Origin of the sequence: Pandoraea horticolens (assembly GCF_902459555.1) — a bacterium.
Classification (GTDB): domain Bacteria; phylum Pseudomonadota; class Gammaproteobacteria; order Burkholderiales; family Burkholderiaceae; genus Pandoraea; species Pandoraea horticolens.
This window is the reverse complement of sequence record NZ_CABPSM010000010.1, coordinates 108,447-130,124: the sequence shown is the minus strand read 5'-3', so window position 1 is coordinate 130,124 and position 21,678 is coordinate 108,447. Positions and strand designations below refer to the sequence as shown.

Sequence of the window (21,678 nt, the reverse complement as noted above, 5' to 3'; positions counted from 1 at the left end):
TGCCTGCCCCGGCAAGGCGTCGCCGTCCGGCGCCCTCCCGGTTTCTCCCATGTGAGCCTGCCGTCGCAGGTCGCTATACTTGAAAGCGTTTTGGCGTGTCAGCTCAAGTCACCCCCGACAATGATCGAAGGACGTCCGAGGAGGCCCTTGCGATGGTCGTGCCCGGTTCACCGTCCGCCACCGGCACCACACCGGCCCCTGGGCGCGAAGCGCTGCTAGCGGCACTCGACCGCTCGCTGGGCATGCTTACGCTCACGCCGGACGGCATCATCGTCGACGTCAACGACAAGCTGCTTGGCATGTTCGGCTACGCGCGCGCCGACCTGATCGGCAAGCCGCACGCCGTGCTGTGCGAACCGGACGACGCCACCTGCGGCGACGCCCTCGCCCAAGTCGTCACCACCCACCGCTCCCACACCGGACAAGTGCGCCGCCATTGTCGCGACGGCAAACCCGTCTGGCTCGAAGCGACCTACAACCCGGTATTCGACGACACCGGCAAGCTCGCCTTCGTGATCAAGCTCGCAGTGGATGTGACCGCCCGCGTGGAGCGTCAGGCGGCCGACGACGCCCGCCTCCATCTGCTGTCGCTCGGCGTCGACGAGACCGACAACGCCGTGCTCATCACCGATGCACACGGCTGCGTGCGTTATATCAACGCGGGCTTCACGCGCATGCTGGGTTACGCCGCGAGCGAGGTAATCGGTCAGTCCGTTCACGCCCCGTCCGGCGGGTTTGGCGAGACACCAGTGGGTGAGCGCACCGATGGCTCATCGGCCATCGACGTCAAGCAGGCGCTTGCAGACTGTCTCGTCGCCGCCAGCGACGGCCGAAGCTGCCACAGCGAAGTGCTCGTACGCACGGCACAACATCAACCGCTGTGGGCCTCGGTCGTGACGAACCCGATTCTCGACACGAACGGCAAGCTCCTCAACGCCGTGGTGCTGTTTACCGACATCACGCAATCGAAGATCCAGGAAGTGCTGCAACACAAGGCCCTCGCCGCGATGGTGCGCGATGCACCGCTCGCGGAAGTGCTCACACTCATCTGCCGGGAACTGGAGCAGATCGCCCCCGAGGTACTGGCCTCAGTCGTGCGCGTCGATGCCGAGGGCCGGTTACGCCCCCAGGCGGGGCCGAGCTTGCCCGCGCCATATCACCAGATCATCGACGGCATCGCCATCGGACCGAATGTGGGCACCTGCGGCACGGCGGCCTTTCAAGCACGGCCAGTGATCGTGACCGACATCGCGAACGACCCGCGTTGGGCCAACTTCCGTAGCATGGCGGCCGAATTCGGGCTGGCCGCGTCGTGGTCCATGCCGATCATCGCGAACGATGGACGTGTGCTCGGTGTACTCGCGTTCTATTACCGTACGGTGCGCGGCCCGGACGCCCTGCATGAACGGCTCGTCGACGTGTGCGTACATCTGTGCAAGCTGGCCTTCGAGCGGGATGAATCGCGCACGCGCATCCGTCAACTGGCTTTCTCGGACAGCCTCACCGGCCTGCCCAATCGAAGCATGCTCGGCGTGCTCGCCGCACAGGCCATCGCCAGCGCAGACGAGCTGAACACGCGCATGGCCGTCATCTTCATCGATCTGGATCGATTCAAGCAGATCAACGACTCCCTGGGCCATCAGGCGGGTGACGTGCTGCTGCGCACCATCGCCCAGCGCCTGCGACGCTCGCTGCGCGGCGCGGATATCGTCGCTCGCTTGTCGGGCGATGAGTTTGTGGCCGTGCTCACGGAGTGTGACCCCGAACGGCTCGATATCGCCGTCGAACGCATGCGTAGCGCGCTGACCGCGCCGTGCCAGGTCGATGGCGTGACGCTCGTGCCTTCGGGCAGCTTCGGCATCAGCCTGTATCCGAATCACGGCAGGGCGTTCGACCTGCTGCTGCAACGCGCCGACATGGCGATGTATCAGGCGAAGATGACCAGCCCGGGCAGTGTGCGCTTCTATAACGAAGACATGAACATCCACGCGCAGGAGCGGCTTGAGCTGGAGACCGCCATGCGCGACGCCCTGCGGCGTGAAAAACTCCAGCTCTTCTATCAGCCGCAAATCAATCTGCTCGACGAATCGGTGTACGGTGCCGAAGCGCTGACCCGCTGGACGCATCCGCTGCACGGCGAGGTATCGCCGTCGCGCTTCATTGCGTTGGCTGAAGAATGCGGGCTGATCGGCGAACTGGGTATGTGGACGCTGCGCGAGTCATGCCGGCAACTGGCGGATTGGCGGCGGCGCGGTGTGGGTATTCTCAATGTATCGGTCAACCTCTCGCCGACCAACTTCCACGATCACGACCTACCCCGCATGATTGCCGAGACACTCGCCGATCATGGATTGCCCCCCTCCTGCCTGGCCATCGAGATCACGGAAAGCGTGCTGATGGATCACAATCCGAGCACGCTGCGCATCATCGACGAGGTCCACGGCATGGGCGTACGTCTGTCGCTGGACGACTTCGGCACGGGTTACTCGAGCCTGAGCTACCTGCGCCGGCTACCGGTCTCGGAACTGAAACTCGACCGCAGTTTCGTGCACGACATCACGCGCGACGAAACGGTGCGTGCGCTGACCAACGCGATCATCAGCATCGGGCGCAATCTGCATCTCACGGTGGTGGCGGAAGGCGTGGAAGACGAAGCCCAGCGAGATCTGCTCGTCGCTCAGGGCTATCGCGTGGCGCAAGGGTATCTGTTCTCCCCCGCGCTGTCGGCGGGTGACCTTGAACACTGGCTCGAACAGTGGTCGGCACGGCAACGCGCACCGAATCCCGTTCCCTCCTGAATCACGGCGCGAGGCCCAGTTCCATCTGGTGCAGCGCCGTCTCGATGGCCTGGCTCTGTTCGGCGTTGAGCAAGTCGGCCGCAATGCTTGTCTGGCGACGATAGATCATCTCACCATAGACATTTGCCAGCGCGCGCGCCGACTGACACAGCGACCAATGGCTATCGGCGGCCTGATGCCCCGTCCAGTAGTTGATCGCCTGCTCGATTTCGGCGATGGAATAATTGGCTTTCATGAGAGGTTCTGTCTCGCCGTGGAGTTGAATACTGTGATTATATACAGCATCAAGGATACGCTGAAAACCGCATCGCGTTGCACTCTGCACATGGCCCGATTCTCAGGCGCGCGTTTCGGAACTGCAACACTTGATGAGAGGCAAACCGCACACGCGTTCCGCCGCACCTCAGCAACTCTATAAAAATCACACACTTACGCATTCAGGCACGATATTGGCTTCAGGGTCCGGGAAACGCCGTGCAGCGGTTTGCGATGCTCACGCGGCAGGCGTCCCCCATGATCGCCCCGACGGAGCCAGCCATGCCGCCGAGACACGCCACACCCCAGATGCAGTCCGCTCTGCACGCTGCCGCGCCGCTGCGGTACGGTCTCATTGCGTTCTGTCTGCTCATGGCGCCCGGCGTGACTCGCGTCCATGCACAATCGATGCCGCCGGCCGTCACGGCCCCTGCCGATCCGTTTCATCAACCGTGTGTTGCCATCCATGCCTCACCGGATGCGCACGGCAGACCTCGCGTCCTCGCGTTGCGAGACGTCATCGCACTGATGGCTGCGGCAAACGCCATCGTCCGCAAGCAATCCATCGACCTCGACGACCGCTGCACGATGCCTCCTGCCTTCGCACCGACGCGTGACACCGACTCGACAAACGTCTGGTATGCGGATGCCCTCGCCGACGACAGGCACGCCACCTCACGGCACTCCGGTACAAGCGTCTTGCACGGCCTCATGTCCTGAGCGGCGGCGGACGACGTTTGCTATGCTGCGTCTTTCGCGTGCATCCCTTGCTCAACGCCTCGCACGCCCAGATTTTCCGGAATTTAAATGCCCGCCAATACGCCCGATACCCCCACCCCGTCCGACAAGTCGCGTCACGCCAAACCGGCACCGGCCAACGTCACACCGCCGCCGCCCGGCGCCGTACCGCTCGCCTGGGTTGGATTGCTGGCCGCCGCCGCGTGGGTGCTCAAGAGCCCGCACCCCACGTGGGGCGTCGGTGTCCTGTGCCTTTGTGCCGGCCTGATTTCGTCGTTCGGCGCGCGCCGCCGGGGCCGCATGCCGTGGCCCGCGTTCTTCACGGGGCTGTTGCCCGTAGGTGTCGCGCTCTTCTTTGCGCTGCTCATGCTGCGTCCGCTATTCCGGTGACAGTTCACGGACGAGTCACGGAGCTGACACCGTCAGGCGACAGAGCGTGCGTCGATGAGTTACCCACAGCTTCTGTGGATAACCCACTGGATAACCCGGCAACACCCCTTCGAAACGCCCGCCGCTACAGGCTGTCAAGAGGATTGCCCGTTTCGGCATCAGCCTTGGATAAATTTTTTACGCTTGACGTTTTGCCCCGCTTCTGTGCGGAGATGTCATGGCTTTGACATGGCGCAATCCGGCGGGAAATGACCCGCCAGATTGCCCGAAAACACGAGGTATCTCGCGTAAGGCAGGGTTCGCAGCGTAGGCGAATCGGCCTATGATGGAGTCACGCGATACTTCGCCATGCATGACTTGAGACCCCTCGCAGGGTCCGCGGCTCAGCGGCCGTCTCGCTTTTCAGTGACTTCGGGAGAACCGTCTCGTATGACCCAATCCGACAAACCGTCCGTTACCTCATCCTCGCCTGCCGACGCCCCGCTTACCGAGGCCGAGCGCGTCCATCTGGACGATCTGCTCGCGCATCACTCGGTCACCGAAACCGTTGATCGCGCCTCCGTCATCGACCTGATCAAAGCGCTGCGCTCGCCCGAGGTGAAAACGCCGGAAGACCGCGAGCGCGTGGTCAAGGAAAGCCGGCTGTGGCGGGAGGTGTCGCATCGCGATACCGCCATGTCGCTGCTCAATTCGCTTGCACAGATGGCGCCGATCTTCCTCAACCAGATTCACTGGTAAAAGCTGTCGCGCCGGTCGCCGCCGGCGCGCACCCTTCCCCCCTTTTTCTCCCGTGGTGCCCTTCCGCGCCACGAATATTCCCGCCAATTGATCTGGATTAACTTTGCGTGCGAACCGTCGCCCGCGAGCGGGACGCTGTCCGATGCGTGCCTTACAATGCGGGTCGCGCAAGTTTTCCCTGTTGACCCGACACCATGACCACCACGCTGGACACCCCGACCGAATTCAAGAGCTGGATCTGCCTGATCTGCGGCTGGACCTACAACGAAGCCGAAGGCGCACCGAACGACGGCCTCGCCCCCGGCACCCGGTGGGTCGACGTGCCCGCTGATTGGCGCTGCCCCGAGTGCGACGTTTCGAAGGAAGATTTCGTGCTGTCGGAGTTCTGAGTCTGGCAGCCGCGATAGGTTTGAAGCCGGTTTGGTGCCGGTTTGGCGCTCGCGCCGCGGGTAAAACCGCCCGGCACGGCGTCAGTGATGCCAGCCCCATCCCCGACCTCGGCCGCGCCAGCCGCGGTCGTAGCCGCCCGACACGCCAAAGGTGACCACCGGTGCGGGCACAACATAGCCGGGCGCATATCCCGCATCGTAGCCCGGCGCATAGCCATAATTGTCGTAGTAGCCGTACGCCGGCGAGCCATACGGCACGGCAACACAACCGGCCATCATCATGGCGACAGCAGTGCCACCGGCCAGCATAAGTAAGCGTTTCACGATAAAACCTCCCGCATGAGCCATTCGAATCTCGCGCGGAGAGATCGACGCCGGATCTTCGGCATGTCATCGATCGTCAACCGCGCCTGCCTGACTCGTTAGACAAGCGAGTTTCCATGAAATGCGCGGTGAAGTGGCCCTTCTTTGGTTACCAAACGTGACATTGGTAACGACGATGGAATATCGCGCTGTCGACGCTCGGCCGGTACCGGGGCCGTCTCGGATCAGAACACCCAGCAGCGGTCGCGGCCGGCACGCTTGGCACGGTACAACGCCATGTCGGCACGCTCGATCATGTTCATCGGCGAATCGCCCTCCTGCCACTCGGTGATGCCGAAGCTCGCCGAGAAGCGCAGCGGCGGTTCGCTGCCCTCAAGCGATTCGCGCTTGCAGCGCTCGCGGATGCGGTCCGCCACGCGAAGCGCATCGCGCTCGCTGGCTCCCGGAAGCAGAATCGCAAACTCCTCACCACCGATACGGCCGATCAGATCGTCACCCCGCAACGTCGACGAACACACGAGCACAAAACGGCACAGCACCTGATCGCCGATGGCATGCCCGTAGGTGTCGTTGATCGACTTGAAGTGATCCAGATCGGCCACGATGAGGCTCATCGGCTCATTCTTGCGTTGTACCCCTTCCAGCAACTGATCGAAGCGATGGAAAAAGTAACGGCGCGTGAGGCTTCCGGTCAATTCGTCGTAACTGGCTTCGAACGCCAGTTGATTGTTCACCGCGCGCAGTTCCTCGTTCGACAGGCGCATCTCGCGATGCTGCACACGCTCGCGCCAGTAGGTCCATCCGGCGAGCGCCACGATAACGACACCGCCCAGATAGAGCAGGAAACACAACGCGAGGTCTTTGGCGTGCTGCCGGGTGAGCGCTTCCCAAGCGTCGACCTGTTCCACGGCGTAGACAACCAGATCGTTGCTCGAACTTGGGCGCGACGTGATGACAAAGGGCTTACGGAACTCGTCGAACTCCGACATCCGGTCGAGCAATTCCTGCGGCACCCAGGCATTCGAGCGGCCAGGCGCGCGCTTGAACAGCGAGATCGGCATGCGCGCGAAGTCGTTGCGCTGGTACAGCGCGAGACGCTCGGCGTCGGACAGCGCCCCGACCTTGCCGTCCAGCATGAAGCGATTCTCGAAGCGCGGGTCGTTCGCCATGATGACCACGCCGTTGCCGTCAGTGACGAACGACTCGCCGCTGCCCACCCAATGACGCAGGCGCGTGAGTCCGATCTTGGTCATCACCACACCGATCAGAGCGCCATCGCGATACACGGGGGCGCTGAAATAAAGGCCAGGCGCCTGAGGCTCCCAGCCCGCGGCATAACTCTCGAAACGCGCGCCCAATAGCGCATTGGTGACGTACGGCATATCGGCCACAGACTGGCCGATGGGCGACGGTGTATCACGGAAATTGCTCGCAGCCGCGCATACGCCGCGCGTGTCGATCACCCAAACCCGATCGACGCCGAAGTATCCCTGAGCCCCGCGCAGAAATTCGTTGGCGCGGGCCACGACCTCGGCTTCTGCGACACCGCCGCGCGCCGGGCGCAGGACATCACGCAGCAGATCCACCTCGGCCAATGTTGAGGGAATGGCCCGCACCATTGCCAGATCCGTATTGATCGCGTGAATCATGCCGTCGGCGACCCGGTCGGCCACCATTTGACCAGCGTCGACACTCTGTGCGAGCTTGTCGCCGACCAACGACGTGGCAGTCCTGTCCGCCGCAACCCAGCAGGCGACCAGCACGCCGGCCGAGACGCAGACGGCATAAAGCCAATGCTTTATCCTCATCCGAAAATCAAACGCTCGTTCTAATATTTTTATACTTCTTACGTTGGCAAAGCATCCGCCTCTTTCGAGTCGCGTCTCTGTCTATTCCCCGGACAGAAGCTCTGGTCGCGACTGGCATCCCTAGTGCCGGCAAATGCCCGCCAATTCTGATTTGCGCGTCAAACTCATTTCCTCGTTCCGGATCCCTGGCTTGTCGCGCCCCGAGCCTTCGGATCCTGGCTACCTCGCATTGTCCACCCTGACAATTGCAAGCTGTTGACAACCTGCCGCCCTCACCTCTGAGCGCTGCTGGCGACGACGCGCAGCCACACGCACGCACCGTTGAACATCATCGCGAAGACCGGATAATTCTATAGCACTCCGACGATGAATCCGCAGGAAAAACCGACAGACGGTCGATTTATTACGAGCGCCTATTTAATCTATTAATTAGCCGAATGCTCTCTTTTCGTTTACAACCACTTTATCGGCAAATACCGAAACGGGCGATCACCGAATCGAGCAGTTCGATTTCCACCGGCCGAGAAAACAAATAACCCTGCGCGCACAGTGGCACGAAATGGCGCAGCCAATCCAGTTGCCGTTCGTTTTCCACACCTTCGACGATCAATTCGATGCCCAACGAGCGCGCAATATTGACGATGTTCGAAATCATGAGACACGATCGTGACGAATCGGGAATCGACTCCACGAAAGAACGATCGACCTTGAGCGTATCGACAGGGAAACGCGTCAGATAAGACAACGACGAGTAGCCGGTACCAAAGTCGTCCAGCGCGATACGCACGCCCGCCCGTTTGAACTGCTCGATCTTCATTTCCACGAGCGCCGGATTCTTGATCATCACCGACTCGGTGATTTCCAGTTCAAGGCGATTCGGCTCAATCTCGTATTCCTTCATGAGGCGCTCGACAAGCTCCCCAATGTCGCCACGCCAGAACTGCACCGACGAGACATTCACGGCAAGCCGCAGCGACGCCATCGGCGTGTCTCGCCATGCTTTCAATTGCCGGCACGCCTGCGTGAGCGCGAACTCGCCGATCGCTACGATCTGCCCGGTCGTCTCGGCCAGCGGGATGAACTCGCCCGCGCTCAGCACGCCGCGCTCCGGGTGACGCCAGCGAATCAATGCCTCCGCACCGCGCACGCAGTCGGCCTCAAGCGTCACGATGGGTTGATAAGCGAGGAAGAATTCGCCGTTGGCCAGCGCCTGCTCCATCTGGCGCTCCCACACGACAAGCTGATGCGCCTGGTACGTCATCTGCTGTGTATAGACACGCACCACGCTCTTGCCGGCTTCCTTCGCGGAGTACATGGCGAGATCCGCCTTCTTGATGAGATCTGCCTCGGTCTCGCCGGCCTTGGACCAGAACGTCACACCGATACTCGCGTGCAGCGCAAACGACGTGCCGTCGGCCACCATGGGCGCCTTGAGGGCGGCAAGCAGCATCTCGCCGAGGGGTTCGGCTTGCACCGGTGCGTCGTCATCTTCGAGCAACACCATGAACTCATCGCCGGCAAAACGGGACAGCATGGCGCCCGGCGGCATGCGTGGCGCGAAGCGCTCGGCCACCTGGCGGATGATCTCATCGCCCTGTGTGTGGCCCAGCGTATCGTTCACGCTCTTGAAGTTGTCGAGGTCGATGTGAAGCAACGCAACCTTGCCGACCCGGTCGGGGTCGGCCAATGCGCGTCGCAGCGACTCCATCAAAGCGTAACGGTTGGGAAGTCCGGTAAGCGCGTCGTACGAAATCAGACGCGTGAGTTGCTGATCGCGGCCGATGAGCCGCTGCATCAGGTAAGCAATGAGCGCGAAGAACACGACGAGCGCGACCGACACGAAAGTCGCCATCGTCAAATACACGCGCTCCACGTGCCGGTACTCGGCCAGTTCCTCATCCATCGACAAACCGACTTGCACCGCCAGCGGATAGTCGCGCAGATGACGGTACGCCACGATGCGCTCGATGCCATCGATGCGATCTCGTTGCACGCCTGAGTTGCGTTGCTCAACCGCGAAAGGCGGCAACTCCCCCATGCCGGTAATCGCCACGCTCGCACCGGTGCTGCGCGCGAGCAGCGCACCGTCGTCGGCGATCACGGCGATCTGTCCGAATTGGCCGAGCACGGCATTCGTGTAGAAATCGGCAGTGAAGTAACTCGGCTCCTGCGAGACGACGACCACCCCTGCAAAGCTGCCATCGGAGTTGTTCAGTCGCCGGCTGAACTGGAGAACCCACTTGTGCGAGACGCGACCGAAGACCGGATGGCTGATGTACAGGCCGTCGCTCGCCGCATCCAGATGGACCCGGAAATGCTCCCGGTCGGCAATGTTCACCCTGGTGCTACCGGGCATCGTTGCCGCGATGACGTCGCCCTTGGCATCCGCCACACTGACCAGCACCATGAAACGATCCGTGACGATCCCTTCGGTCAGCGTGCGCGTCAGCTCGAAGTCGCCACGCCGTCGCTCGTACTCGTACTTGACGAACCGGGTGATCTGATCGACTTGACGGATGGCCCGCAGCGTCTGCTGCTCGAGCGCGGTGGCCACAGTCGATGCCGAGGCGGCCGTATCGCGCAGAACGGCCTTGTGCTCGATGGAGATGCGCCAAAGCACAGCGGTCCAGACAAGGACCAGAATCAGGAAACCGAAAATCAGAATCGCGACAATTGCGCGATAGGACGTCGCCCAAGGCCAGCGCCGTGCCCCCGTCGTGCTCGGTTCCGCCATAGATCAAGATCCTTTCAGCCTTCGCGCCCCGCGCAGAAGGTCGGTGTTGGCCCGGTTGTCAATAGGATCCAGGGGGCGTCACTGACGGACGCCATCGTTTTCGGCAAGTGTAAGGCAATCGCAGCGCCCCCGGAAGTCGTTCGAGGCCCCCTCAATCGAGGGATGTATCGCGCTCATCATGCCAGACGAACACCGCCCTGCCCATCAACGGGCCATATCTCGGATTACGGACAATTCAACCCCCACTGCATTAGGAGAATCCCGAGGTACGGGGCCAGCCTGCCAAATGCCCCGACAGGCCGTCGCTCCTTGCGGAGTGACCATGCTCGGGAATCGCTGAAAAAGAAGAGACGCATCGGTCTCCGACGCGCCACGCGCTCACGACTTGAGCAGATCAAGGAGGGATTCGAGTCTACGGCGCAAGTCGGCGACGTCGAGCGCAGCGTGGGCTTCGGTCGCCGTTGGCGCGCCGCCTTCTGCGGCAGCACCGCCCGCCGCACGAGCGCCACGCGGCGAGTCGGCTTCGAGGCGGTTACGTGCGCCATTGATGGTGAAGCCCTGCTCATAGAGCAACTCCCGGATACGCCGGATCAGCAGGACTTCATGGTGTTGGTAGTAACGGCGGTTACCGCGCCGCTTGACCGGCCGCAGTTGCGTGAACTCCTGCTCCCAATAGCGCAGTACGTGCGGCTTGACGCCACACAGCTCGCTCACTTCACCGATGGTGAAGTAACGCTTGGCGGGAATCGGCGGCAAGGCAACGTGATCCATCGCGGCGTTGGCGGAATCGGACGACGGTTAGATTGCGGACAAAAAACCAACGGCCGCCACAGAAGCGGCGGCCGGGATTTACTTGCTCACTGCGCCAGATTCGACGATCGACTTGAACTTCTGGCTGGCGTGAAAGGTGACGACACGACGCGCGGCAATCGGAATGGCCTCGCCGGTCTTCGGATTCCGACCTGGCCGTTGTGGCTTGTCGCGCAACTGGAAGTTACCGAAGCCGGACAGTTTAACGCTGTCACCCGACTCAAGCGCGTCGCGGATCGATTCGAAAAACGCCTCGACCATATCCTTCGCTTCGCGCTTGTTCAGACCAACGTGCTCGAAGAGCAACTCGGCCAGTTCGGCCTTGGTCAGCGTCGGCGCCTCGGTCGAGACCTCGTTCACTTCGCTGCGCCCCAGCGCGATGCGCTGCGCCGCGAGCATGGCTTCAAATTCACCAGGATTCATTTCGTTCATACGTCCCACGCGATGGCGATGACAGCGCGATGACCTACTCGCAACCGGATCTTTTATTGAGTTTTCAGGCGCGCAAACGTGCGCCAAACCCTTCTACCCGTTGTACCAGTGCGTTAATGGCGCCCTGGACCGTCTCGTCCTGCAACGTACCTGAGGGGTCTTGCAGAGTAACACGAAATGCCACGCTTTTGTCCTGCGCACCAAGCGAGCCCGACGCGGCGCCAGCCTTCGGCCGGAACTCGTCGAACAATCGTACCGATTGCACCACGCTGCATGCCGGATCGTCGTCACGCGCGGCCAGCATGGCATCAAGCAGCCCTTGCACGGGCTGCGCCTGATCGACCACGAGTGCGATATCGCGCGTGACCGGTGGGAACTTCGAGATGTCCTCGTAGCTCGCAACGTCGCGCACGAAAAGTGCCTCTGCCTCGATCTCGAACAGCACCGGCGCCTGCGGCAAATCGTACTTCTGCTGCCAACGCGGATGCAACTCGCCAATGAATCCGACGCGCTTGCCGTCGACCTCAATCGCCGCACTGCGTCCCGGATGCAACGCCGGGTGCTCGGCCTTCACAAAGCGTGCCGTACGCGGGGACAGCAACGCCTCAAGATCGCCCTTCACGTCGAAGAAGTCGACCTGACGCGCCACGGCGCCCCACTGCTCTTCGAGCACCGGGCCGTACGCGAGCGCCGCCACCGTGACCGGCTGGCGGTAACCGCCAACGCTCAGCTCACCCGAGGCCACCGTGCTGTCACGATGGTAGGTGCGGCCGATTTCAAACACGCGAACGCGCGATGCCTTGCGATTCAGGTTGTAGCGGGTGGTCGCGATAAGGCTGCCGATGAGCGTCGAGCGCATCACCGCAAGGTGACTGGCGATCGGATTGAGCAGCTTGATGGGGCTGCCGTTACCGGCAAAGTCCGCTTCCCACTCGACATCAACGAAGCTGAAGCCGACCGTCTCATGATAATCGCGCGCGGCCACGGCATGACGCACGGCGTGTTGCGAACGGCGCCCTTCCTGCGTCGGACGCATGGCGCTCGCAGCAACCGGCGGATTGGCCGGAATACGGTCGAAACCGTAAATCCGTGCAATTTCTTCGATCAGATCTTCTTCGATCTCGATGTCGAAGCGATACGACGGCGGCGTGACTTCGAACACACCGTCTCGCAAGGTGAACGGCAAGCCAAGACGCGTGAAAATGGCGCTCATCTCCTGCTCGGAGACCGGCACGCCCAGAATCTTGATGGCACGCGCGACACGCATCTTCACCGGCTGGCGCTCGGGCAACTTCGCGACCTGATCTTCGAGCGGACCCGCCTGGCCACCGCAGATCTCGAGCACCAGTTGCGTGGCGCGCTCAAGCGCACGCACGTTGCCGGCGAAGTCGACGCCACGCTCGAAACGATGCGACGCATCACTGGTGAAGTTGTACTTGCGCGCACGGCCCTGAATCGCCTGCGGGAAGAAAAACGCACCTTCGAGGAAGATATTCTGCGTTTCCAGACCCGCCTTGGTCGAGTCACCGCCCATGATGCCGGCGAGGCCGATCGGGCCGCTGCCGTCGGTAATGGCGAGCACGCTCTCGTCGAGCGTCACGGTCTGTTCATTGAGCAACTTGAGCGTCTCGCCCGCACGGCCGAAGCGCACGTCGATACCGCCTTGCAGACGGTTCAGATCGTAGACGTGCAGCGGTTGCCCCAGTTCGAGCATCACGTAGTTGGTGATGTCGACCAACGCGGAAATGCTGCGCTGACCTGCGCGCTCGAGGCGCTCCAGCATCCAGCGCGGCGACGCAGCGGCGGCGTTCACGTGACGGATGATGCGGCCACCGAAACGTCCGCAGCCTTCTGGCGAACTAATACGCACCGGCAACGTGTCGGTGATCGTTGCCGCCTGAGCGTCCTGCCCCGGCAAATCCTTGAGCGGTGCGCCGGTGATCGCGGCGACTTCGCGGGCGATACCGAGCAACGACAGACAATCCGCCTTGTTCGGCGTGAGCTTGACGACAAATACCGTGTCGTCCAGATCGAGATACTCGCGGATGTTCATGCCGACCGGCGCATCTTCCGGCAGGAGCATCAGGCCGGCGTGGTCTTCCGAGAGCTTCAGCTCACGTGCCGAGCACAGCATGCCGAAACTCTGCACACCGCGCAGCTTGCCGATCTTGATCTGGAACGGCGCACCGCCGGCTTCGGCCGGGGGCAACGCGGCGCCAACGGTCGCACACGGCACCTTGATGCCAGGCGCCACGTTCGGTGCGCCGCACACGATGGTGAGCGTCTCGCCAGTACCGGCGTCGACCTGACAAACATTCAGACGATCAGCATCCGGATGACGGGCGACTTCGAGTACCTTGGCCACCACCACACCCGTAAAAGGCGGGGCGACGGGGTCGGTTTCCTCGACTTCGAGCCCGGACATCGTCAGGGCATGCGCCAACGCGTCCGTCGACAAATCCGGGTCGACCAGGGTACGCAGCCACGATTCAGAGAATTGCATGGATCAGTTCGCTCGCAGTTAAATCTTCACATCCCAAAGCCCGGTGGCAGCGGCTTCGCGCGCCAGCCCGGGGCCATCGGCATCGATTACATGAATTGGCGCAGGAAGCGCAGGTCGTTCTCGTAGAACAGTCGCAGATCCTGAACGCCGTAGCGCAGCATCGTCAGACGCTCAAGACCCGAGCCGAAAGCAAAACCGATGTAACGCTCCGGGTCGAGCCCCATATTGCGCACCACCGACGGATGCACCTGCCCCGAGCCCGAGATTTCCAGCCACTTGCCGGCGTTCTTACCGGTTTCAAATTGCATGTCGATTTCGGCCGACGGCTCCGTGAACGGGAAGTACGACGGACGGAAACGCACCTGAATGTCGTCGCGTTCGAAGAACTTGCGCAAGAAATCGGTGTACACGCCCTTCAGGTCGGCGAAGCTGATGTCTTCAGCAATCCACAAACCTTCGACCTGATGGAACATCGGCGAGTGCGTAGCGTCGGAGTCGACGCGATACGTGCGGCCCGGTGCGATCACCTTAATGGGCGGCTTGTTCATACGCGCGTAGCGCACCTGCATCGGGCTCGTGTGCGTGCGCAGCAGCAGCGGCTTGCCGGCATCGTCGTTACCTTCGACATAGAAGGTGTCCTGCATCGAGCGCGCCGGATGGTTCTCGGGGCTGTTCAGTGCGGTGAAGTTGAACCAATCGGTTTCGATTTCGGGGCCGTCGGCCACGTCGAAACCAATGGAACGGAAAATCTGTTCAACGCGCTCCCAGGTATTGAGCACGGGGTGCAGGCTGCCAGTGCCCAGGCCTCGACCGGGCAACGTGACGTCGATGGCCTCGGCGGACAAGCGCGCGTCGAGCAGCGCATCGGCCATGGCCTGGCGGCGTGCCTGCAAGGCGCCTTCGATCTGTTGCTTGGCCGCATTGATCCGTGCACCTTCGCTCTTGCGCGCTTCGGGATCGAGCTTGCCGAGGCCTTTGAGCAACTCGGTCAGTTGGCCGGTCTTGCCGAGAAAGCGGGCTTTCTCGTTTTCCAGCGCGGCGGCGTCGGGAGCGGCGGCGAACGCACGCTGCGCTTCGCTGACGATAAGTTCCAGATCCATATGCTACAGACTCAAGTTAGGCGGTCGGGATGGCCGCGTGTTCAAGCAAAAAAGCGAGCGAAAAGGCAAGCGAAAAACAAAAGGGGGCTCCGATGAGAGCCCCCTCCTGGCGAATGGCGCGCGGTAAAACGCGCTATACGCTATTTACAGCTTAGGCTGCGACGGCGGCTTTCACCTGGGCGACAATCGCGGCAAACGCCGGCTTGTCGTTGATGGCCATGTCGGACAGCACCTTGCGGTCGAGTTCGATCGAGGCCTTCTTCAGACCAGCGATGAACACGCTGTAAGTCATACCGTGCTGACGCGCACCTGCATTGATACGCGCAATCCACAAAGCGCGGAACACGCGCTTCTTGTTGCGGCGATCGCGATAGGCGTATTGCCCAGCGCGCATGACCGCTTGCTTGGCGATGCGGAAGACGTTATTGCGGCGGCCGCGGAAACCCTTGGCTGCAGCGATGACTTTCTTATGGCGGGCCCGTGCGGTGACCCCACGTTTGACTCGAGGCATGTTTCTCTCCTATCTAAGTCGGGGTTTAAGCGAAGGGCAGCATTGCGCGTACGGAGTTCAGATCAGACTCATGAACGCCGACGGCACCGCGCAGGTGACGCTTATTCTTGGTGGTCTTCTTCGTCAGAATGTGACGCTTGAAGGCCTGACCACGCTTGACGGTACCGCCAGGACGCACGCGAAAGCGCTTCTTGGCACCGCTCTTGGTTTTCATCTTAGGCATGAAAAACTCCGAGTTTTTAACATGATCACAGGTGTGACGCCAAAATCGCGCCCCTTGTAGAACCCGGGATCACTTGTGTTCAGGGCCAGACTGCACCCTGCATCGCTGTCACGCCCTTACGGGCGATGACGGCAATTCCTTACAACCCGGCGGTGTCACTCGACACCGCCACGGCATTACTTCTTCTTCGGCGCGATGACCATGATCATCTGACGGCCTTCCATCTTCGGCATCTGTTCCGGCTGACCGACCTCTTCGAGATCAGACTTCAGACGTTCCAGCATACGAGCGCCGATTTCCTGGTGGGCCATCTCACGACCGCGGAAACGCAGCGTGATCTTGGTCTTGTCACCGTCTTCGAGGAACCGCTTCAGATTGCGCAACTTGACGTTGTAGTCGCCGTCGTCGGTGCCAGGCCGGAATTTGACTTCCTTGATCTGAACAACCTTCTGCTTGAGCTTGTTCTCGTGCGCTTTCTTTTGTTCCTGATACTTGAACTTGCCATAGTCCATCAGGCGGCACACCGGTGGCTGCGCTTGCGGCGCGATTTCCACCAGATCAACGTCGGCCTCTTCGGACAAACGGAAAGCATCGGCAAGTTTCATGATGCCAAGCTGCTCACCGTCGACTCCGGTGAGACGCACTTCAGGCGCTGTAATTTCGCCGTTAATGCGATGCGACTTATCGGTAGCGATGTTGCATATCCTCGAAAAAAGTCAAAAATTTAGCCGCGCTGTCCGACAGGCGTTATTGGAACGTCGCGCAATCCTGCGCAAGGCGTTCGATGAGCGTGTCAACGGGCATCACACCCAGATCCACGCCGCCACGGGCACGCACGGCTACCGTATTCGCCTCCTGCTCCTTGTCCCCCACTACGACGAGATAGGGAACTTTCTGCATGGAGTGCTCGCGTATTTTATAGCTAATTTTCTCGTTGCGCAAATCGCTACGAGCCCTAAGCCCTTGTTCTTGCAACTTTTTCGTCACTTCTTGAGCGTAATCGGCCGTTTTTTCGGACACATTCATCACAATCACCTGCTCCGGCGCGAGCCAGACCGGCATTGCACCAGCATGGTGCTCGATCAGAATGCCGATGAAACGCTCGAGCGAACCCAGGATCGCGCGGTGAAGCATGACCGGGCGGCGGCGGCTATTATCTTCGGCCACATACTCGGCGTCCAGGCGCTCGGGCATCGAGAAATCGACCTGCATCGTGCCGCACTGCCACTGGCGGCCGAGCGCGTCCTTGAGCGTGTATTCGATCTTCGGACCGTAGAACGCCCCGTCGCCCTCGGCGATGACGAATTCGCAGTTCGAACGGCGCAGCGATTCCATCAGCGCAAATTCGGCCTTATCCCAATTCTCGTCCGACCCGACACGGTGCTCAGGACGCGTAGCGACCTTGTAAATCATGTCCGTGAAGCCAAAATCCTTGTACACGGCATGCAACAGTGCCGTGTAGTTCACGCACTCGTCGAGAATCTGGTCTTCCGTACAGAAAATATGACCGTCGTCCTGCGTGAAGCCGCGCACGCGCATCAAGCCGTGCAAACCGCCCGACGGCTCGTTGCGATGGCATTGACCGAATTCGCCGTAGCGAAGCGGCAGATCACGATAGCTATGCAGCGCCGAGTTGAAGATCAGCACATGCCCCGGACAGTTCATCGGCTTGAGCGCGTAGGCGCGGCTCTCCGATTCCGTCGTGAACATGTTGTCCTTGTAGTTATCCCAGTGCCCCGACTTCTCCCAGAGCGTGCGGTCGAGAATCTGGGGGGCCTTCACTTCCTGATAGCCGTTGTTACGATAGACGCGGCGCATGTACTGCTCTACCTGCTGCCAGAGCGTCCAGCCCTTCGGGTGCCAGAAGACGAGACCCGGCGCCTCTTCCTGCATATGGAAAAAGTCCAGCGCGCGGCCGAGCTTGCGGTGATCTCGCTTCTCCGCCTCTTCAAGCATGTGTAGATACGCGTCCTGATCTTCCTTCTTCGTCCAGGCCGTGCCGTAGATGCGCTGAAGTTGCTCGTTCTTGGCGTCGCCGCGCCAGTACGCACCGGCGACCTTCATCAGCTTGAAAACCTTGAGCTTGCCCGTCGACGGCACGTGGGGGCCACGGCAGAGGTCAACGAACTTGCCTTCGCGGTAGAGACCGATTTCGTCCGTTGCCGGAATCGACTCGATGATCTCGGCCTTGTACTTTTCGCCCATCGACATGAACAGACGCACGGCGTCGTCGCGCGAAAGCACTTCGCGCGTTACCGGCTCGTCCTTCTTGGCCAGTTCGTGCATCTTCTTCTCAATGGCGTCGAGGTCTTCCGGCGTGAAGGCACGGTTGAACGAGAAGTCGTAGTAAAAGCCATTCTCGATCACCGGGCCGATCGTGACCTGAGCCTCGGGGAACAGCTCCTTGACGGCGTACGCCAGCAAGTGGGCCGTCGAGTGGCGGATGATGTCCAGGCCGTCGGCGTCCTTGTCCGTCACGATAGCGAGACTCACGTCGTGATCGATCAGATAAGACGTATCGACGAGCTTGCCGTCAACACGGCCCGCCAGGGCAGCCTTGGCCAGACCCGTGCCGATCGAACCCGCGACTTGCGCCACCGTCAGAGGGGCTTCGTACTGGCGTTGCGAACCGTCAGGCAAACGTACCGAAATCATGTCGCACTCCCATGCGCAAAAACGTCACGCGCGGCAAACGCCACGCGGCAAACCACGAAAAAAAACGGCCTCGACTATCGTCGAGGCCGTCTCTTCATTCCTTACATCCAGACGAAAAACACCCTCGACTTAACGTCGCACCTTCACCACTGTGAAAGTTCGGGCGATCATGAACATGAGTGTTTTTTCCAGCGTCTGTGTCTGCGGGGTCTCGCGGACTGTCATGCATCAAATTCGTTGGTAGGCTCGATTGGACTCGAACCAACGACCCCCACCATGTCAAGGTGGTGCTCTAACCAGCTGAGCTACGAGCCTACTGCAAGAGAACGAGATTCTAGCAAGGTTTCCGAAGACCGCCAAGCGATTATTGTGCCTGCCGAAGAAAAAACGCATCAGGCAAGGCGTTTGCGCATATTCCCTCGCACAATCCCCTTCCCTCACCCACTCGTTCTTTCGCCTGGCTGACCAGGTATTGGCCCGCCGTCAATCCTGCCAAAATCCGTTTACCGTCGACGCGACGACACCACGCCCGCCACTCCGGCGAGTTGCGCAAGCGCCCGCTGCAACTGTCCGCCATCACGCACTTCCACGGTGAACTGCATGAACGCCTGAGCCCCTCGCGACTGCGTACTGACGCCAGTGACGTTGAGTTTCTCGCGTGAGAACACTTCCGAGATATCACGCAGCAGCCCTTGACGGTCCGATGCCTCGATCTGGATGTCCACCGGATACGCCGCCACGCCGCGCCCTTCGAGCACATCGGCCGACCAGGCGGTCTGAATCACTCGCTCGGGCGCGCGCGCCTTCATGGACTGAAAACTCGCGCAATCCTGACGGTGGATCGATACGCCCTTGCCTCGCGTGACGAACCCCACGATCGGGTCGGGTGGTGCCGGCCGGCAGCATTTGGCCAATTGCGTGAGCAACGCGCCGACGCCGACCACCAGCACCCCGCTCTTGGCGCCCTGGGTGACGCTCGTATCGAGACTCTTCTTCGCGACGAGCGTGTCCTCATCACGAGGCTCCGGCCCCGGCAGATTGCCCGAAAGCGCCTGCTCGACGTGCCTCAGGCTGAATTCATCCTTGGCGATGGACGCATAGAGATCGTCCGGCGTCCGGAATCCCAGGCGAGTCGCCAACTCCTCCAGATTGACCGACGTCTTGCCTTCGCGCTGCAACGTCTTGTCGATGAGCGCCCGCCCCTGAGCAATCGTCTCCTCGAGGTCGATGGTATTGAACCACTGGCGCACCTTCTGACGTGCCCGATGGCTCTGCAAATACCCCAACTGCGAATTGAGCCAGTCGCGCGACGGACCACCTTGTTTAACGGTCACGATCTCGACCGTCTGCCCGTTCTGCAGCGGCGTATTGAGCGGCACCATCGCACCGTCGACACGTGCGCCACGGCAGCGATGCCCCAGCTCCGAGTGCAGGTGATAGGCGAAATCGATCGGCGTCGAACCTTGCGGCAGCGAGATCACGCGCGCCTGCGGTGTCAGCACGTAGATGTGGTCGTCGATCGTCGCACGCTTGAGTTGCTCCCAAGGCTGTACGGCACCTTCCGCGCCGACCGTATCGGCCACGTCGTCCTTCCATGCCAGCAACTGGCGCAGCCACGCGATCTTCTCGTCGTAGGCCTCGTTCGCCGAAAATGCACCGCCGTAACCACGCTGCCCCGCTTCCTTGTAACGCCAATGGGCCGCAATGCCGTACTCGGCAAAGTGGTGCATTTCGTGCGTGCGGATCTGCACTTCGAATGCCCGCCCGTCGTCACCGATCACCACGGTATGCAGCGACTTGTAACCGTTAGGCTTCGGACGCGAGATGTAGTCGTCGAACTCTTTCGGAATCGGCTGCCACAGGTTATGGACGATGCCCAACACCGTGTAGCAATCCTTGATGTCATCGACGATCACGCGAAACGCTCTCACGTCGTACAGCTCGGCAAAATCGACCGCTTTGCCGCGCATCTTCTTCCAGATGCTGTAGATATGCTTCGGGCGACCGGACACCTCGGCCTTCACGCCCGCGCGCGCCAATTCGTCCTGAAGACGCTGGATTGCCCCTTCAATGAACGTCTGGCGCTCGACCCGCTTTTCTTCGAGCAGTTTGGCGATCTGCTTGTATGTGACCGGCTCGAGAAAGCGGAACGCGAGATCTTCGAGTTCCCACTTCAGTTGCCAGATACCCAGGCGGTTCGCGAGCGGCGCGTAGATCTCGAGCACCTCGTGCGGCATGTCCTCGGGCGGCGCCTTCTTCTGCGCCGCATACCAGCGCAGCGATTGCAGACGCGACGCTAGGCGGATCATCACAACGCGGATGTCCTGCGCGAACGCGAGCAACATCTTGCGCAACCCTTCGACCTGCGACTTGCGCTCGGCCGAGGCGTCGCGATCACGCCCGTCGGAGGGCATGGCCTGTGCAGCGCGCGAACCCGCGCCGGAGAGCCGTTGCAGCTTGCGTACGTCGATCACGAGCGCGGTGACTTCTGCACCGAAGGTCTGGGTCAACGTGATTTGCGCATCCCGCAGAAACTCGGCGGCCGAGAACAATGCCGCCGCCTGATGTGTCGCCTCGTCCACGCGAAGCGTGTCGAGAATCGCGAGCATGCCGCGCGCATGCGCCATGATCGGCTCTCCCGACGAGAGGACGTGCGCCGCGCATAGCTTCTCGGCAAACGCGAGCGCATCGGCCAGCGTGGCGGGCAGTTGTGCCTCGCCCCCACCCGTTACCGGACTCGTAGCACCGGGCGCCGTTGTCGAATGAGTGCCTGCGGATGTCGGTGCTTGATGTTGGTTCATGTCGGAGCACGGGGCGACAAGCGCCCCTGATGATGCGGGCCGAGCACTCAGCTTTCGCGCTGAGCCGCCACGACCACGATTTCAACGAGCATGGCAGGGTCGGCGAGCAACGCCTGCACCGTGGCACGCGGAGGTGCATTGCCGGCCGGCACCCACTCATCCCACACCTGATTCATTTCACCAAAGTACTTCATGTCCGAAATGAAGATCTGGCAGGAGAGAATCAATGACTTGTCGCTGCTCGCTTCCGCAAGCAGACGATCGATATGCGTGAGCACCTGACGCGTCTGACCCGCCATGTCCTGCGAACGGTCATCGGGCGTCTGCCCGGCCAGATAAACGGTGCCGTTATGCACGGCCATGTCCGACCAGCGCTTTTCGACGTAGAAACGTTGTACTGCCATGATGTAAAACTCCTCGTATTCTTCTAACTTCGGACCGCTCCTGCACCGCACCATCGGCGCGAGCG

The 21,678-nt window shown here is 61.3% G+C and carries 19 protein-coding genes and 1 tRNA gene; 5 read left to right on the top strand and 15 right to left on the bottom strand.

Annotation, left to right across the window (positions count from 1 at the left end):
- The first annotated feature begins 152 nt into the window (after nt 1–152).
- On the top strand, nt 153–2,798 hold the full coding sequence (locus tag PHO31112_RS16995) for a sensor domain-containing protein (RefSeq protein WP_150621549.1): 2,646 nt from the start codon (nt 153–155) through the stop codon (nt 2,796–2,798).
- 1 nt (nt 2,799) lies between these two features.
- Here PHO31112_RS16995 and PHO31112_RS16990 read toward each other — a convergent pair whose 3' ends face one another.
- On the bottom strand, nt 2,800–3,033 hold the full coding sequence (locus PHO31112_RS16990) for a DUF3717 domain-containing protein (RefSeq protein WP_150621548.1): 234 nt from the start codon (nt 3,031–3,033) through the stop codon (nt 2,800–2,802).
- 278 nt (nt 3,034–3,311) lie between these two features.
- On the opposite strand from PHO31112_RS16990, the gene PHO31112_RS16985 reads away from it, so the two are divergent.
- The 4 genes from PHO31112_RS16985 to PHO31112_RS16970 all read left to right on the top strand — a co-directional run bounded on the left by PHO31112_RS16985 (nt 3,312) and on the right by PHO31112_RS16970 (nt 5,308).
- Nucleotides 3,312–3,773, top strand: a complete 462-nt coding sequence (locus PHO31112_RS16985; RefSeq protein ID WP_150621547.1) for a hypothetical protein — start codon at nt 3,312–3,314, stop codon at nt 3,771–3,773.
- A gap of 87 nt (nt 3,774–3,860) precedes the next feature.
- Nucleotides 3,861–4,181 (top strand): hypothetical protein, encoded by a 321-nt coding sequence (locus PHO31112_RS16980; protein WP_010806038.1) that lies wholly within the window; start codon nt 3,861–3,863, stop codon nt 4,179–4,181.
- Between the two features lie 429 nt (nt 4,182–4,610).
- On the top strand, nt 4,611–4,919 hold the full coding sequence (locus tag PHO31112_RS16975) for a hypothetical protein (protein WP_010806039.1): 309 nt from the start codon (nt 4,611–4,613) through the stop codon (nt 4,917–4,919).
- A 194-nt stretch (nt 4,920–5,113) separates the two neighbouring features.
- Nucleotides 5,114–5,308, top strand: coding sequence for a rubredoxin (locus tag PHO31112_RS16970; RefSeq protein ID WP_174995757.1), 195 nt, complete (start codon nt 5,114–5,116; stop codon nt 5,306–5,308).
- Nucleotides 5,309–5,389: 81 nt separating this feature from the next.
- Here PHO31112_RS16970 and PHO31112_RS16965 read toward each other — a convergent pair whose 3' ends face one another.
- The 14 genes from PHO31112_RS16965 to PHO31112_RS16900 all read right to left on the bottom strand — a co-directional run bounded on the left by PHO31112_RS16965 (nt 5,390) and on the right by PHO31112_RS16900 (nt 21,613).
- Entirely contained in the window at nt 5,390–5,632 is a 243-nt protein-coding gene (locus tag PHO31112_RS16965) for a hypothetical protein (protein WP_246178311.1), read from the bottom strand.
- Nucleotides 5,633–5,856: 224 nt separating this feature from the next.
- Nucleotides 5,857–7,440, bottom strand: a complete 1,584-nt coding sequence (locus PHO31112_RS16960) for a sensor domain-containing diguanylate cyclase (RefSeq protein ID WP_150621546.1) — start codon at nt 7,438–7,440, stop codon at nt 5,857–5,859.
- A 463-nt stretch (nt 7,441–7,903) separates the two neighbouring features.
- The gene (locus tag PHO31112_RS16955; RefSeq protein ID WP_150621545.1) at nt 7,904–10,174 is read right to left on the bottom strand and encodes a bifunctional diguanylate cyclase/phosphodiesterase; all 2,271 of its coding nucleotides are present in this window, start codon (nt 10,172–10,174) and stop codon (nt 7,904–7,906) included.
- 378 nt (nt 10,175–10,552) lie between these two features.
- Nucleotides 10,553–10,945, bottom strand: a complete 393-nt coding sequence (locus PHO31112_RS16950) for a MerR family transcriptional regulator (protein WP_150621544.1) — start codon at nt 10,943–10,945, stop codon at nt 10,553–10,555.
- Nucleotides 10,946–11,023: 78 nt separating this feature from the next.
- The gene (locus PHO31112_RS16945) at nt 11,024–11,416 is read right to left on the bottom strand and encodes an integration host factor subunit alpha (protein ID WP_039374116.1); all 393 of its coding nucleotides are present in this window, start codon (nt 11,414–11,416) and stop codon (nt 11,024–11,026) included.
- 64 nt (nt 11,417–11,480) lie between these two features.
- Nucleotides 11,481–13,919, bottom strand: coding sequence for a phenylalanine--tRNA ligase subunit beta (pheT, locus tag PHO31112_RS16940; protein ID WP_150621543.1), 2,439 nt, complete (start codon nt 13,917–13,919; stop codon nt 11,481–11,483).
- A gap of 86 nt (nt 13,920–14,005) precedes the next feature.
- On the bottom strand, nt 14,006–15,019 hold the full coding sequence (gene pheS / locus PHO31112_RS16935) for a phenylalanine--tRNA ligase subunit alpha (protein ID WP_150621542.1): 1,014 nt from the start codon (nt 15,017–15,019) through the stop codon (nt 14,006–14,008).
- 151 nt (nt 15,020–15,170) lie between these two features.
- A complete protein-coding gene (gene rplT, locus PHO31112_RS16930) occupies nt 15,171–15,530 on the bottom strand; it encodes a 50S ribosomal protein L20 (protein WP_150621541.1) in 360 nt (119 codons plus the stop codon).
- Nucleotides 15,531–15,555: 25 nt separating this feature from the next.
- Nucleotides 15,556–15,753: a 50S ribosomal protein L35 gene (rpmI, locus tag PHO31112_RS16925; RefSeq protein WP_010806049.1), complete on the bottom strand. Its 198-nt coding sequence runs from the start codon at nt 15,751–15,753 to the stop codon at nt 15,556–15,558.
- A 176-nt stretch (nt 15,754–15,929) separates the two neighbouring features.
- A complete protein-coding gene (infC, locus tag PHO31112_RS16920; protein WP_174995768.1) occupies nt 15,930–16,448 on the bottom strand; it encodes a translation initiation factor IF-3 in 519 nt (172 codons plus the stop codon).
- Between the two features lie 52 nt (nt 16,449–16,500).
- Nucleotides 16,501–18,408: a threonine--tRNA ligase gene (gene thrS, locus PHO31112_RS16915; protein ID WP_150621539.1), complete on the bottom strand. Its 1,908-nt coding sequence runs from the start codon at nt 18,406–18,408 to the stop codon at nt 16,501–16,503.
- A 238-nt stretch (nt 18,409–18,646) separates the two neighbouring features.
- Nucleotides 18,647–18,723, bottom strand: a tRNA-Val gene (locus PHO31112_RS16910).
- Between the two features lie 188 nt (nt 18,724–18,911).
- The gene (locus PHO31112_RS16905) at nt 18,912–21,209 is read right to left on the bottom strand and encodes a RelA/SpoT family protein (protein ID WP_281355104.1); all 2,298 of its coding nucleotides are present in this window, start codon (nt 21,207–21,209) and stop codon (nt 18,912–18,914) included.
- A gap of 47 nt (nt 21,210–21,256) precedes the next feature.
- On the bottom strand, nt 21,257–21,613 hold the full coding sequence (locus PHO31112_RS16900) for a RidA family protein (RefSeq protein ID WP_150621538.1): 357 nt from the start codon (nt 21,611–21,613) through the stop codon (nt 21,257–21,259).
- Nucleotides 21,614–21,678 lie beyond the last annotated feature (65 nt).